9 protein-coding genes and 1 pseudogene are annotated in these 14,304 nt (G+C 50.7%); 4 read left to right on the top strand and 6 right to left on the bottom strand.

The window, feature by feature from the left end:
- The first annotated feature begins 2 nt into the window (after positions 1 to 2).
- Together H8S75_RS07045 and H8S75_RS07040 are read left to right on the top strand one after the other, a co-directional pair.
- On the top strand, positions 3 to 929 hold the full coding sequence (locus H8S75_RS07045) for a mechanosensitive ion channel family protein (protein ID WP_187020309.1): 927 nt from the start codon (positions 3 to 5) through the stop codon (positions 927 to 929).
- A gap of 256 nt (positions 930 to 1,185) precedes the next feature.
- Positions 1,186 to 4,023, top strand: coding sequence for an ATP-binding protein (locus H8S75_RS07040; protein WP_187020307.1), 2,838 nt, complete (start codon positions 1,186 to 1,188; stop codon positions 4,021 to 4,023).
- A gap of 123 nt (positions 4,024 to 4,146) precedes the next feature.
- On the opposite strand, the gene H8S75_RS07035 is transcribed toward H8S75_RS07040, so the two are convergent.
- Positions 4,147 to 6,075 (bottom strand): family 20 glycosylhydrolase, encoded by a 1,929-nt coding sequence (locus tag H8S75_RS07035; protein ID WP_187020306.1) that lies wholly within the window; start codon positions 6,073 to 6,075, stop codon positions 4,147 to 4,149.
- 12 nt (positions 6,076 to 6,087) lie between these two features.
- Positions 6,088 to 7,278 carry a GNAT family N-acetyltransferase gene (locus tag H8S75_RS07030; RefSeq protein WP_187020304.1) on the bottom strand — a complete coding sequence of 397 codons (1,191 nt, stop codon included), beginning with the start codon at positions 7,276 to 7,278 and terminating at the stop codon, positions 6,088 to 6,090.
- A gap of 296 nt (positions 7,279 to 7,574) precedes the next feature.
- Between H8S75_RS07030 and H8S75_RS07025 the strand changes: the two genes are divergently transcribed.
- Positions 7,575 to 9,107 carry a DUF4127 family protein gene (locus H8S75_RS07025; RefSeq protein WP_187020302.1) on the top strand — a complete coding sequence of 511 codons (1,533 nt, stop codon included), beginning with the start codon at positions 7,575 to 7,577 and terminating at the stop codon, positions 9,105 to 9,107.
- A gap of 79 nt (positions 9,108 to 9,186) precedes the next feature.
- Here H8S75_RS07025 and H8S75_RS33570 read toward each other — a convergent pair.
- The 4 genes and pseudogenes from H8S75_RS33570 to H8S75_RS07005 form a co-directional block, all read right to left on the bottom strand.
- Positions 9,187 to 9,821 (bottom strand): annotated as a pseudogene (locus tag H8S75_RS33570) (Fic family protein).
- Positions 9,822 to 9,918: 97 nt separating this feature from the next.
- On the bottom strand, positions 9,919 to 11,265 hold the full coding sequence (locus tag H8S75_RS07015; protein ID WP_187020301.1) for an MATE family efflux transporter: 1,347 nt from the start codon (positions 11,263 to 11,265) through the stop codon (positions 9,919 to 9,921).
- Positions 11,266 to 11,288: 23 nt separating this feature from the next.
- Entirely contained in the window at positions 11,289 to 11,957 is a 669-nt protein-coding gene (locus H8S75_RS07010) for a helix-turn-helix transcriptional regulator (RefSeq protein ID WP_187020299.1), read from the bottom strand.
- A gap of 131 nt (positions 11,958 to 12,088) precedes the next feature.
- Positions 12,089 to 13,135, bottom strand: a complete 1,047-nt coding sequence (locus tag H8S75_RS07005; RefSeq protein WP_187020298.1) for a LacI family DNA-binding transcriptional regulator — start codon at positions 13,133 to 13,135, stop codon at positions 12,089 to 12,091.
- 220 nt (positions 13,136 to 13,355) lie between these two features.
- Between H8S75_RS07005 and H8S75_RS07000 the strand changes: the two genes are divergently transcribed.
- Positions 13,356 to 14,297, top strand: coding sequence for an ROK family protein (locus H8S75_RS07000; protein ID WP_187020296.1), 942 nt, complete (start codon positions 13,356 to 13,358; stop codon positions 14,295 to 14,297).
- The last annotated feature ends 7 nt before the right edge of the window (positions 14,298 to 14,304 follow it).

The following is a 14,304-nucleotide window of genomic DNA, read 5'->3' as shown; positions in this document are numbered from 1 at the left end:
ATATGATCACTGGCAGTTCAAACGCGAGCATTCCGGAAGAATCTCTGGCGGCCCTGCAGCAGGAGGTTCAGCAGAATTTAGAACAGCTGAAGCCTAACGTTATGCTGGAGACGATGAAAGGCTGGATTCCGGGACTGATCGCATTTGGAATCAAGCTGCTGATTGCACTGGCGATCTTTGCCGTTGGTTCCAGAGTTATTAAAGTTATTTACCACATGCTGAATCGTTCCTTTACAAGGATGGATATGGAGATCAGCTTAAGGAAGTTCCTGCTGTCCGTGCTGAACGCGACCATGTACTGCCTGCTGGGCTTCATCATTGCCGGGCAGATCGGTGTGAACTCCGCTTCCATTGTGGCTCTGCTGGGATCGGCCAGTATCGCCATAGGTCTTGCCGTCCAGGGAAGCCTGGCGAACTTTGCAGGCGGGGTATTGATCCTGATGATGAAACCATTTCGGGTAGGTGACTATATTGTCTCTAAAGACGGAGAGGGAACGGTGCATACCATTGGTCTTGTCTATACAGTGTTGAATACGGTTGACAACAAGCAGGTGGTAATTCCCAACGGAACACTGTCCAACTCGCCTTTAACCAATGTGACAGCCATGGACAAGCGGCGTGTCGATATTAAAATCGGCATTGGTTACAGTTCGGATCTGAAACGGGCAAAGGAGATTTTAGAGCAGATTTATGTAAATCATCCGTCTGTCTTAAAAGAGGAGTCTATTGATGTCTATGTGGACGATCTGGGGGCCAGTTCTGTTACGATCGGCGGCCGCGGATGGGTTGCCGCGGAGGACTACTGGTCTACGAGATGGGATATGATGGAGCAGATTAAGCTTCGCTTTGATGAAGCGGGAATCGAGATTCCTTTTAATCAGCTTGATGTGCATATAAAAAACGGAAATGTGGAGACGCGGGACAGTTAGATGCGGGATTCGGATTTCTTTTAAGAAAGTAACAGCAGGGGCGCTTCCCGAACGGTGCAGAACCGGCGGGCAGTGCCTCTTTTCTGCATTTACTATGGTGTCCGGGGCGGGAACTGAACTGTTACCGGAGAGTGAACTGTAACCTTCAAAAGATTGCTTTTTCCAGTGCACTTTGTTATACTCGACATAGTATGTTTTTTAATGATTAAATAATTACAGATACTGTCCGGAAGGAAGTTCCGGCGAAGGAGTGCGGATGATGAAACGAGCATCGGTCGTGAAACGGTTCCGGCTTTGTGCTGTGGTAAGCTTTGTGATCATGATAATGACAGCGCTTTGCATTACCTCAATGGCCGCGGAGAGTCAACCGCGGGTGCTTCGGGTAGCATTTAGTGAAGCAAAAGGGATTACGGAAAAAGATGCGGATGGAAGCCGCCATGGACTGGTGGTGGATTACCTTAATGAGATAGCCAAATATACAGGATGGGAGTATGAATATATCGATACAGTTCCGGAGACTATGCTTGAAGAATTTGCCAACGGTGAGTATGAACTGATGGGCGGTAATTATTATCTTCCAGGAATGGAGGAGTATTATGCCTATCCGGATTATAACATTGGTTACAGCAAGTCGGTGATTTTCGCACGGGAAAACGATGATTCTGTACAGAACCATAATCTGAGATCGCTGAATGGGAAAACTATAGGAGTTTATGACCGCGCTGCAGAAAACATCCGTCGGTTAAAAGAATATCTGTCCATGAATGATCTGGACTGTACCTTGATCTACTATTCCTACGACCAGCTGGTGGATGGGAATCTTTATCCGTATTTGATAGAGGGAGAGGTGGACTTACTGCTGGGAAACAGTGTGGAACAGAGACTGGGCATCCGTGCGGTAGCTTCTTATGATTCGCAGCCATACTATATTGTGACGAATGTGGGAAACCAGGAGGTCCTGGATGGCCTTAATATGGCCATGGCGAAAATTGCGGATTCAAATCCTGATTTTGCAGCAAGCCGCTATGCCGCCAATTTTATGAATCAATCTCCTGTTGATATACATCTCACCCGGGAGGAGACAGACTACATTCGGCTGAAGGGCATCGTAACAGTGGCCATGCCGCATAATTTTCATCCAATGGCCTGCGAAAATCCGGATGATATGCATGATGGACTGTCATATGATATTCTAAAAGAGGTCGCTGAATTTACCGGGTTGGAGTTTAAATATGTTTCTGCTGAATCTTATATAGAAGCGCTGGACCTGGTGCGGCAGGGGAAGGCGGATATACTCGGATTTTATCTGGGGGACGAAGCGGATTCGCTGAATCAGAAAATGGTGCTTACGGCTCCGTTTGCCAGTATGAACAGTATTATCGTGCGCAACAAAGCGTCCGGCTTTCCGGGAAGCGAGCTTGTGGGGGCGGTGATTGAAGGAAGGACGCTGCCAAAGAGCATACGGGCTGCCGAGGTAAAAAGCTATCGCAATATCAATGAGGCGTTAAAGGCGGTGAACCGTGGAGAGGCAGATTTTGCTTACGGTCTGGCCACGTACATGGAACATGAAATTCAGAAGAGTCATTTTGCCAACGTCGTACCTGTGACGCTGATTAATGACCGCATGGATATCTGTTTGGCAATGGCAAGACCGGCGGACCCGGAGCTTCTGACGATTATGAATAAGGCAATCAACAGCATACCCAGCGACAGAAGCGCAGAACTGCTGGATCACAATATGGTTTCCGCGGGGACGGGCGTGCTTTCCATAACAGAACTGATTTATGCCAATCCCATGATGTTTGTGGGGATTTTAACAGCTGTCCTTCTGATTCTGGTTATTGTCATTCTGTGGGTTAACCGTGTCCATGTGAAGGCCGCAGTTATGCAGAGTGAATTAAAAAAGGCTGAGGCAGAGAGCCGGGCGAAGGGCGAGTTTCTCTCCCGCATGAGCCATGAACTCAGAACCCCTATGAATGCTGTGGTAGGGCTGGCGGATCTGGCCGTAATGACAGAAGGGGTGCCACAGAATATCCGGGAAATGCTTGTGAAGCTTCGGGCTTCTTCCCATTATCTGTTGGATCTGATCAATGATATTCTGGATATGAGCCGCCTGGACAGCGGGAGGCTGACCATTGCCAGCGAGCCCTTCTCTCTGGAACGTATGCTGAATGAGCTGCGGACAATGATGGAGACAGACGCGAACAGGCGTGGCCTGAATTATCGTATCGAGACATATATTTCTCATGGCGGAGTGACCGGTGATGTCATCCGCCTGAGACAGGTTCTGACGAATCTGCTTTCCAATGCGTTTAAATTTACTCCGGAGGGGGGCACTGTGATTCTCCGGGTGACGGAGAAGAGGGACCCCGGTGAGCATGTGGACAGTGAGAATGCACTTTATGAATTCCGGGTGCTTGATACTGGAGTGGGCATTGATCTGAAAGACCAGACGCGTATTTTTGATACCTTTGAACAGGTGGGGACGAATTATGCCAAGAGCCAGGGAACCGGGCTCGGGCTGCCGATCAGCCACAATATTGTGCAGCTGATGGGCGGAGAACTGCGGGTGAAGAGCGAACCGGGCCGCGGCAGTGAATTTTACTTTACGCTTACGCTGCCTGTTGGCAGCCCTGTATACGATAGCGTGAGTGTGAACGAACCCCATATCGGAGAAGCGCTGTTGAAGGAAGTCAGGATTCTGCTTGCGGAAGACAATGATCTAAACGCCGAGATCGCCATTCAGCTTCTGGAACTGAAGGGAGCGGTGGTGAGCCGGAGTGAAAACGGCAGGCTTGCGGTGGAGCGGTTTAAAGAGAGTGAGCCGGGAGAAATCCAGGTGATTCTCATGGACATTCAGATGCCGGAGATGAACGGCCTGGAGGCGACGCGGGCCATACGGGCCATGGACAGGCCGGACGCAGCCGCCATTCCCATCATAGCCATGACTGCGAATGTATTCAAAGAGGATGTGGACGCAGCCATGGAAGCCGGTATGAGTGGATTTGAAGGCAAGCCATTGGATGTGGAACATCTTTATCTCCAGATTTGCCGGCTTCTGGGACTCGAGGCAGGCGGATTAAAGAGTGAATAGAAGAAAGAACTGAGGCTGGAAAACAGTAAAAAACCCCCGTTTTGGAATGTTGAATTCCCAAACGGGGGTTTTGTTGATTGGAGCGTTAGACGGTATCCCCTCTTTACGGACGGTATTTCCCATCTATTTGGCGGAGATTCCGCTTTCTTTCTGCATCTTTTTGTAAAAGAACAGCAGGTGGTTCATGTGAGCTGTGCTTCTCTGGAATCCGCCGCTTCGATTTCTGGCTGTCCAGAGAGAGTAATGAATCTTCAGTATTTCGTCCAGGTCATCGAAGAGTACCGCCATCTCCCGGGAAAATGCTTCCGGATCGTCCCGGAGTGCGGTCATCGTATGATACAGATGCAGTCCATGGCGAACCATACGCAGGCCATTTGTCATCTCTGCGCGAATCAGTGCGGCATCGGCGCAGCATAGGGAAATATCGGAAATTTCCGTCTCCACCCGGTCCAAATACTCTTTCATAGCTGTAAAATCAATTCGAATAGCCGGTTCTCTCGGCGGAATGGAGTTCGTCCGCGCAATGTTGGCGGAAAGTGTCAGGAGCCGCTCCATTTTTGCATCAAATTCCTCTATGGATTCAAAGGTGTATTTGCTGGACATGACTGCGAACGCCAGCGTCGTGTTGTACAGCGGCGCATGTTCCAGGTGGTAATAATTGCCCAGATCCCAGGCGGCCTGGAAGGCGTTTTCAGCGGGGCTCTCATAGATGAAACGGTTGCAGAACCAGGCCGTTAAATCGGAATCACTTTCGGGGCCAGTCCAGGAGCAGGCAGCAGTATAGGCGAATCCTGGATAGCTGGCACTTAAGTACTGCCAGTGGCCGAGATCGCCCCAGTCAGTTGTGATAATACCGCGCCCGCCATATTGGATGGCACAGGAGGCAGCATCCCGGATATTTTTCGCCATATTGTCGGAACGGCCTGTTAAGGAACCCCAGGAGCTGGTTCCGGGGCAGAGGCAGTAGTTTAAGCCGGTTTTCTGCATCAGTTTGGCGTGGTCCTCAAAATGGGCGTCACCCTCATAGATCCAGTCCAACAGGACCGCATCCTTTGGAAAACGGGATACACAGTCCGGGTGATGAAGAATCTCATCGCCCCACATGAGCATCTTCCTGCCCTGTGAGGTGCAGTAATCATGAAGCTTTTCCACATATTCAAAGTACAGGCTCAGACGGCCTTCCTTTTCTGCGGCCTCCTTGTTTTTTCCCATGCCCAGTTCGAAGGGTTCATCCATGTTGACGTTGATGTAGTTGGAGACGGAGGCCTCCATCAGCGTGCCCAGGAGCGTTTCCGCCAGTTCAAAGCTTCGGCTGTCACGGACATCCAGGGTCATCGGCGGGCGCCAGAAGAGATTTTCAAAGATATAGCCGTCCTCGCATTCAGCCAGGCTGCGAAACTGCGGTTTCTCCAGCCATTTCTCCATGTGTCCCAGAACATTCTGATTGGGGACCAGATCGATAAAATGTGCCCTGGCATACAGGGAGAGTTCCCGGAATTCCGCTGGAGTCATGGGTGTTTCGTTGGTGAAGAGGTAGTGGAAATCCTCGTAATCGAAACTGAATCCCTCCATATACATCTGGAGATGGTTGATTCTCATGGAGGCAAATAAATCGATCAATCCACGAAGTGTCTCCATGGAAGGTATCTTGTCACGACCAATATCCAGCATGATACCCCGGACAGAAAGGACAGGCTCATCTGCAATCTCTGCACATGGAAGGGGACCGCCTGCCTGGGCAGCCAGCTGAACCAGCACACCCAGTGCGTAGAAGAATCCGGCGCCGTCTCCACAGGAGATCCGTATACCGGAAGGAGCGATGTTCAGTTGAAAGCCTTCCGGCGCACACGATACGTACTCGGCTGTCAGTGTGATCCCTTCCGGCGAAAAACCACCTGGAAATACAGAAGCCAGTAGCGGGGCTGGATCGAAGCCGGCAGCCCGGCAGGATTCCTCGATTTCAGGCGCTGTTGTCACGGCGCCGCAGCTGGTGCAGGACAGCGTATTGTGATAAAACGTGCATCGCTTCGGTGATGGGAAAATTCGGTACATTGTAAATACCTCCTAACATTTATCAAGGTGAGAGACGGATAGCGGCAGCGGGAACCAGTTTACGGAAAAAAGTGGGGAGGACGGATCTCGGCCATAGAACGAGGCCGGAGAAAACAAGAGATCCACTGCTTCCACATCGTTCAAACAGAGATCTGGCGTGTCACAGCATGGCTCTATGGTGATAACTCCGGAAGAGACTGCTATGGCAAATGCGGGCCTGCCGCCGATTTTCAGTGCGAGACGGCCGTCAGTTAAAGGCTCTGTCTCCGATTTGATGGAAAGGAAGAACCGAATCGCGTCGCTGTAGTTGAAAATCCGGTAATTATCTTCTTCCCGCACCGAAAAACGCTCATAGAAACCGGACACTCCCCGGATTCGTTCCGTATCATAGGAAGGGACCGCCAGCGTAAATGATTCGCAGCCTTGGAGTGCGGACCATGCTTTCAGAGTCGGGAAGAGCAGTGTTTCATCCGATAGAACCAGTTCGTAGACATGGTCCTTTGTGCCGCAAATGTAACCGGCTGTGGGCTGTGCGGATTTTTGCAGACCCGAGGCGTCTGCCGGATTCTCAGTTTCTTCCATATCCACTGCGTACAGGTTGCTGCCCCAGCTGGTGCAGATATTAAAGAAATCCTGGACGGAGCGGGAGGTGTGTACGGGAAGCTCGGAATACATGCGGCTCAGTACCCCAATCCGTTCGGTATCCCCGGCCGCGACCGGGCGCAGTGTGAGTGGGGTATCAGGATAACGGGCCGCACAGTGGCGGAAGTTATCCTCGTTGAAACGGTATTCCAGATAGTGGCCGCCGGGCTCATAGCCGTAATACTGATAGCGGTGGCGCCTGCCGTCCAGAATGCTTAGGGTGATGCCCTGGCGTTCCATATCTTCGGCAGCCATAGCCATCAGCTGCTTCATATAGCCTTTTCCGCGGCTGTAAGGATGGACCGATACGCTGCCCACGGTGGCGCAGGTGATCGTATGGCCGCCATGCTCCAGGGTGATGGGGAGAACGCAGACGACGGCCCTTATCTTGCCGTCCTCTTTTGCCAGATAGTGGCACCATTCAGTCTGGCGGTCCGCACCGTAAAGTTTGGGTAAGAGGGTCCGGAAGTTATGAGGGGCCTGGTGCATGCTGAATACCATGTTAATAAAGTCCAGAATCTCCGGAAGTTCTCCCGGCTGGCCCTTGCAATAGACTGTCATGAGGCAAATCTCCTTTCTTGACTGCTGTTATCCTGTTGCTGTTATCAGGTTACACCAAAAGAAAAATATTCCTAAAAGTATGAAAAAAGACATAAAAACAGATTAAAATTTAGATATCATCCATGTTAGCACAATTTAGGATGTAACACAATATAAAAGTAAAAAAATCAAAAATATTAGGAATATTCCATAAGATGAGGCGGGTAAATACGGCATATTGACTATATTGACAGAAACTGGAGAAACGTGTACGATAAAGAAAAATATTAAAAAAAGTATGAAAAAGGAGATGCAATATGTCAAAGATTGTATTTATCCCTTTGGACGAGCGGCCCTGCAATTACATTTATCCGGACTATATTGGAAGAATGAGCGGGCTGGAGCTGAGTATGCCGCCAAAGGAGATTCTGGGAGACTTTAAAAAGGAGGCTGACGTAGAGGCTGTCTGGGAATGGACCAAAGGACAGGTAAAAGGAGCTTCCCATCTCGTGGTATCCATGGATATGCTGTTGTACGGAGGGATTGTGCCGTCGAGGCTCCATCACCTGCCGGACGCGGTCTGTGCTAAACGGCTGGAGCGTTTAAAGGAGATCAAGAGGCTGGAGCCGGGGATTCAGATATACGGTTTTCAACTGATTACCCGGGCGCCGGCCAGGGACGGCAGCGGGGAAGAACCGGATTATTATGAGGATTATGGCTACCGCATTTTCCGTTACGGCGTGATCCGGGATAAGGAGTCGGTGAAGGCGGCGTCTCCGGAGGAACTGAAAGAACTGGAGACCATCTGCCGGGAAGTGCCGGAGGAATACTTAAACGATTTCTTAGAGCGCCGCCGCATCAATTTTAACAACCATATCCGTTCCATCGAACTGGTGGAGGAGGGCGTCATCGATTATATGATTATTCCTCTGGACGACTGCCGGGAGTACGGTTACGCTCCCTCTGAACGGAAAAAACTCAGCTCCGTTATGGCAAAGAAAAATCTGCTTTCCCGTATTGCCATGTATCCGGGGGCTGATGAGATCGGCTGTACGCTGCTTGCCCGGGCGGTCAATGGGCAGAGCGGTCTGGCGCCTGCCGTTTACGTCGATTACTCCTCCCTGCGCGGAAAGACACAGATTCCATCGTATGAGGACCGCAGTATCGGTGAGACGGTTTTGTCCCACCTGCTGGCAGCCGGATGCGGCGAGGCAGAGACGTCTGCGGAGGCGGATTTCGTACTGGCGGTCAATCCGCCTACACCATTCAGCTTAAAGCTGGAAAAGGAAATCCTTACCGACGATATTATTCTGGAGAGTGAGCGGAACCTGTCCGCATTTCTTGCAAGAATCAGGAAATACAGGAAAAAAGGGCTGGCAGTGGGAATTGCCGACTGCGCGATTCCCAATGGGGCTGACCGGGCGCTGATGCAGTTTCTATACGAGCAGGACATGCTGAAGGAGTTGGCCGCCTACGGCGGATGGAACACCTCATCCAATACCCTTGGAACGGTGCTGTCCCATCTGTGCGCGTGGAACGCGGCGGAGAAGCTGGGGCGCTTATCGGAGGCGGTGCGGGAAGCGTCCGAAGAATTCCTGTTCTTCCGGTATCTGGAGGACTGGGGCTATATGGCGGAGGTGCGCAGAGATGTGACCAATCATCTGACGGATATTGATCCGGCTCTGAACCGTCTCGATTTAAGAGATAAGGAGCCGGTCGTTCGGGAGATTGTGAAGAAACGGCTGGAAGAGTTCCAGGCGAAGTATTTTCCGCAGGAACCGTACCGGTTTGACCTTTGGATGCCATGGAACCGGATGTTTGAGGTTGAGATTCAAATATATTATGTATAATTGATATGAAAAGAAGATGCGGTATTTAAGGGAGAGCTGCCTTGGCAGTCAAATCGCAAAAATACGCATCTTCCATCATTTATTTCAATCGAATGTAGCAGGTTGCTTTTCCTGCGCCTTCACGTTTTAATTCACCGGACTTTACCAGCTTTCGCAAAGAACCCCATTGGAACTGATGCTTAGGGACGGGCACAGCTCCCGGATATCCTGCTTATTAAATCTTCCGATTTTGTTTTGAGTTGATTTTCTTACCATGTCAATCGCAGGTAATTCTGTGCAATTTTAGACTCCAGTGAGATGTACTTTCCAACATAAAAACCATTTCGGTATAAAAGCAGTGTCGTGAGTAAGCGGCTCATTCGGCCATTTCCGTCATTAAAGGGATGGATGCATAAAAAGTCATGAATAAATACCGGTATTGCAATCAAGGGCTCAACTTCCATGTTTCCGATGACTCGATTATATTCTTCGCAAATTCTATCAAGGGCTTCCGGCGTTTCGAAGGGAGCAAGTGGAGTAAATAAAATTTCTGTGTGTCCTGCAATCGGGTTATTCATGTGGCTGTACATGATTTTGTGCAGCTGCAGAATGCAGTTTCTGGAATTCGGAATAACATCAAAACTCTCATGATTCTTTATAGATGGCTGCTATATATCCAAGGATGTCAGAGTCCCATTTTTGTTCTCTGATTTGTGAGTAGTTGAATTCTCTCATTCCCTTAGTCTCCTTTCAATTCCCTTAAATCAGGTAAATAAATTTATGCCCCGAGAATCATAAACGGATTCATTCGGGGAGTTTTACGAAAGAAAAATCAGGGCAGCCCGAGGCGTGATTTGATTTTTTTGCGGTAGTAGATTCCCATACAGACCGCGGCGGTTCCCCAGGTGACGGGATAGCCGAGATACAGTGTGTAGATAGATGGGAAGAGGGGGATCATGATGGTCAGCCACAGGATTCTGAGTCCGCATAAGTTCAGGATAGACAGAAGCATGGTGCTGAACGTATTCCCTGCGCCCCTGGCGGTTCCGATCAGAATCTGGCATGTAATCAGCAGAATATAACCCGGTCCGAGAACCTGTCCCATCATAGCTCCGAAATGGACGACCTCCGGGTCGGAGGTGAAGAGCCGGAGCGGGCCTGCGCTGAAGAAGCAGAGCAGGATTCCCATGACGACTGCGTAGAGGTTGCCGAGCCACAGAAAGCTTTTAAAGCCCTTCTTCACACGGTCAAACTTTCTTGCCCCCATGTTCTGAGCAATGTAGGTGGTCGTGGTCAGGGACAGGCAGTTGGCGGGGAGCAGAGCAAAGCTGTCTACCTTCCCGTAAATGTTGCTGCCAGCCATGGCCAGGGAACCAAAGCCGTTCAAATAACTCTGTACAATGACATTGGACAAGGAGATGATGGCGGTCTGAAGCCCGGTGGGAATGCCGAATTTTAATATCTTTACCAGCATGGCCCGGTCGGAACGTATCTGTGAAGGTACCAGACGGTATATATCATCGGTATGAGTCAGCTTCCATAACACACAGACAGCCGAGACCAGCTGGGCGATTAAAGTGGCCAGAGCAACCCCAGGCACCGCCATGTGGAAGACGGTGACGAAGAGTATGTCCAGCACCACATTGACTACAGAGGAAAGGCAGAGATAGTAGAGCGGATGCTTCGTATCTCCCGTCGCCTGCAGCGTACCGGCTCCCATATTGTAAAGGATATTGAAGAGTGCCCCGAGGAAATAGACGCGCAGATAGATGGCTGCGTCGGGAATGACCTCGGCCGGGGTGTTCATGGCAGTTAAAATAAGGGGGGAGAGAAGACAGCCTGCGATAGAAACCAGAATTCCTCCCAGGATACAGAACCAGAAGGACGTATGGACGGCTGAGTGAAGACGGGTGCCATCCCCTGCGCCGTAATACTGTGCGATGATGATTCCCGCACCGGTGGTCAGGCCAATGATGAAACCGATGAACAGATTGATAATCTGGGCGCTGGCGCCGATGGCGGCCAGCGCACCGCTGCCTACGAAATTGCCTACGATAAAGGAATCCGTGGTGTTGTAAAGCTGCTGGAACAGGTTCCCGATGATGAGGGGGCCTGTAAACAGCAGAATCGACCGGGTGATGGGCCCTTCAGTCAGTGAAGTTGATGAGCGCTCCTTCATATTACAGTCTCCCGCATGTCCTGTCAGGTCTGGTCGCTGTCAGAAGAATCGGACTGGCTGCGGCTGATTTCGAGGTAATTATAAAAAGTGAATTTGCTGATTCCCAAAAGTTCGCAGATCTGTTCCCCGGATTTTGTGATGAGGAACGCGCCCTTTCGGTCGAGAAAACGGATAAATTCGATCTTCTCGTTTTTGTTCATCTCCAGGGCAGGCTTTCCGATCTGTTCCTGTCCCATCTGAATCAGATGGCTGAGAAGATTGTTCACGTCGGGAGCGAAAATCTCCTCGTCGTTGGAGGTAAAGTTATCAAATTGGTTGAACTGGCGTAAATAGCCTTCAAACTGAAGCGTCTCCGTGATATCCAGATTCACACAGATCGATCCGATGACGTCTCCCTGATCATTTTTAAGATAAATGGATGAGGAGCGCAGGATCTTTCCATCCTGTGTGGTGGTAACATAGTTAAAACGGTCCCCGTCCAGCACGGTGCCCCGAAGGACCTCCAGTCCTAAGTTGCTTCCGCAGCCGCCTATGGAACGGTGCGTAATGTCTCCGTTGCGGATATCGACAATAGTATGGTTGTAATCCTTCGTGAGATCGTGGAGCACGACTTCACATTTGTTGCCAAAGTGCTGTTCCACTAATGTGAGGAGCTGCTGAAGTACTGGCATAATTTCATCAAGGGTTTTCATCGTATCACCTCTCAAATATGAAAAAAAATAAGAATATAGTTCCAAATACTGTTTGTAAATTCAGTATATCATATTAAAAGTTTTCTAACAACAGAAAAATCAGAAAAAAAGTATGAAGGTTACACCGAAACCTAATGCTGCAGATGTGACCCGCAGCTTTCACCGATAATCAGTTCCGGGGGGAAGGTGATGCGGGCGTTTTCGGTGGAGCCCTGGACGGCCTGGATCAGGGTGCGGACGACCATCTGTCCCCAGCGGCGGCTGTGATGATGGATGCTGGTGAGGCGGGGGATCGTATAGTCGGCGAAGTAGAAACGGTCGCAGCTGATGAGGGCCACGTCGCGCGGGACTGAGAGACCGTGGTCGGCGAATGCGCGGATGGCGCCGAGGGCCACATTGTCGTTCATGGTGATTACGGCGGTAAATGGCGCATTTCTGGATATAAGGGCTTCGGCGGCCTGGTATCCATCCGGGAGATAGTAGTCGGAGAGGGATATCAAATCCTCACGTACCCCGCGGCCTGATGCGGCAGCAGCTTTTTTGTATGATTCCAGGCGGGTCTCTGTAATGGTGACGCCGGGCTGGCCTCCGACGAAGGCGATATCTTTATGTCCCAGTGAGGATAGGTAGTTGTAGGCAGTCGTGACGCCGCTTCCGTTCTCTGAGTCAATAAAGATGCAGCCGGCGCCGGGAATCTCCCGGCCTGCCGCCACGACGGGGAGCGAGGCTGAAAGCTTGTTCAGTGCCTCTTTATAGGCGGGAGTGATTTCGACCATGTCCAGCTGTCCGCCGATGATCAGAATTCCATCCACCTTTTTATCCATCATCATACGGAAATACCCGGTCTCGTCGATCGGGGCATCTCCGTGGTGAAAACGGGTGTTGCACAGATAGACGGAGTATCCCTCCTCAGCGGCGCATCTCTGGACTTCCTGAAAAATGGTCGCAAAATAAGGGTTGGTGATATCCGGCAAAATGACACCCAGCGTCATGGTTCTCTTCGATATTAACCCGCGTGCCAGTGCGTTGGGCGTAAAATCATATTTCCTGACAACCGCTTCGATCCGGGCTTTTTTATCAGCGGAGACCGGTACTTTTCCATTTAAAAAACGGGAGACGGTGGCGACCGAGACGCCGCTTTCCTGGGCGATCTGGGTAATTGTAATCGTTGATTTCATAATCTGCCCCTCCTAAAGATCTGATTGTTTCCCACGAATAAAGAACCGGGGGTCCTCCCAGTATATCACGAACGAAATGAAATTGCAATGAAACCCTTTTCACAAAAATACGGGATCAAATTTATGTAATATCACGAATTGACAAGCGGATAACCGGATGGTATTGTAAAAATATGAAAACCTTTTCATAAAAATCAAGCTTAGAGAGGGAGTAACGGTAATGAATACGTATCTGGGAATGGATTATGGGGGAACGAAACTCATCATCGGAGAGGTCCGGGAGGATGGAGAGCTTCTGCGCTACAGGAGATATCCGACCGGGCTGACCGGGCAGGAGGAAATAGCGGCTCATCTTCTTCAGTGTCTCGATAACTATGTGGCAGAGGAAGCCCCGGGGGACAGAATCCGGGGAGCGGGTATCGGCATTGTAGGGATCAGCGATTTTAGAAATGGAATCTGGCATTCTGTGAATCATGAAAAAGGAATTCCAATTCCTTTGGCGCAAATGGCTGCCGATCGGCTGGGAGTGCCGGCGGGAATTGATAACGATGTCAGGAGTGCGGCAACGGCGGAGCTTCTGTGGGGCGAGGGAAAGAACTGTTCCGATTTTATCTATGTGAATGCGGGAACGGGGCTGGCTGCCGGATTCGTGATAGACGGAAAGGTGCTGCATGGGGCCCACTGTGATGCCGGGGAAATCGGGCACATGGTTGTGGATTACAGGAGCAGCAGAGAGTGTGTCTGTGGACGAAGGGGCTGCTGCGAACTCACGGCTTCCGGAATCGGAATTCACAAAATGGTCAAAGAGAGGCAGGCGGAGGCTCCGGCGGAACTCCTGGAGCTGGGACGGAACGGGAGATATCCGGCGGCGGCCGTATTCCGGCTGGCCCGGGAGGGCAATGATTTCTGCCTTTCCATTGCGGAGGAAGCCGCTGCGGTGCTCAGCTGTACCATTATGAATCTGGTGCGCATGTCAGATCCCGATATGGTGGTGGCCGGAGGCGGCCTGATGTCAGATCCGTGGTTTTTTAAACGTGTGGAAAATCTCCTGGAGAAAGTGACCATGCGCCACGTATCAAAAGGATTCCGGGTATCCGGCTTCGATGCAGCCTTTTCCGGTGTAATCGGTGCGGCGGCCGTAGGGTGCCTGAAGGCAGAATAGTTGGAAG

Origin of the sequence: Hungatella hominis (assembly GCF_014288005.1) — a bacterium.
In the GTDB taxonomy this organism is placed as follows: Bacteria; Bacillota; Clostridia; order Lachnospirales; family Lachnospiraceae; genus Hungatella; species Hungatella effluvii.
Note: the sequence above shows the minus strand (reverse complement) of the source record. Positions and strands in the feature narration are given on the sequence as shown.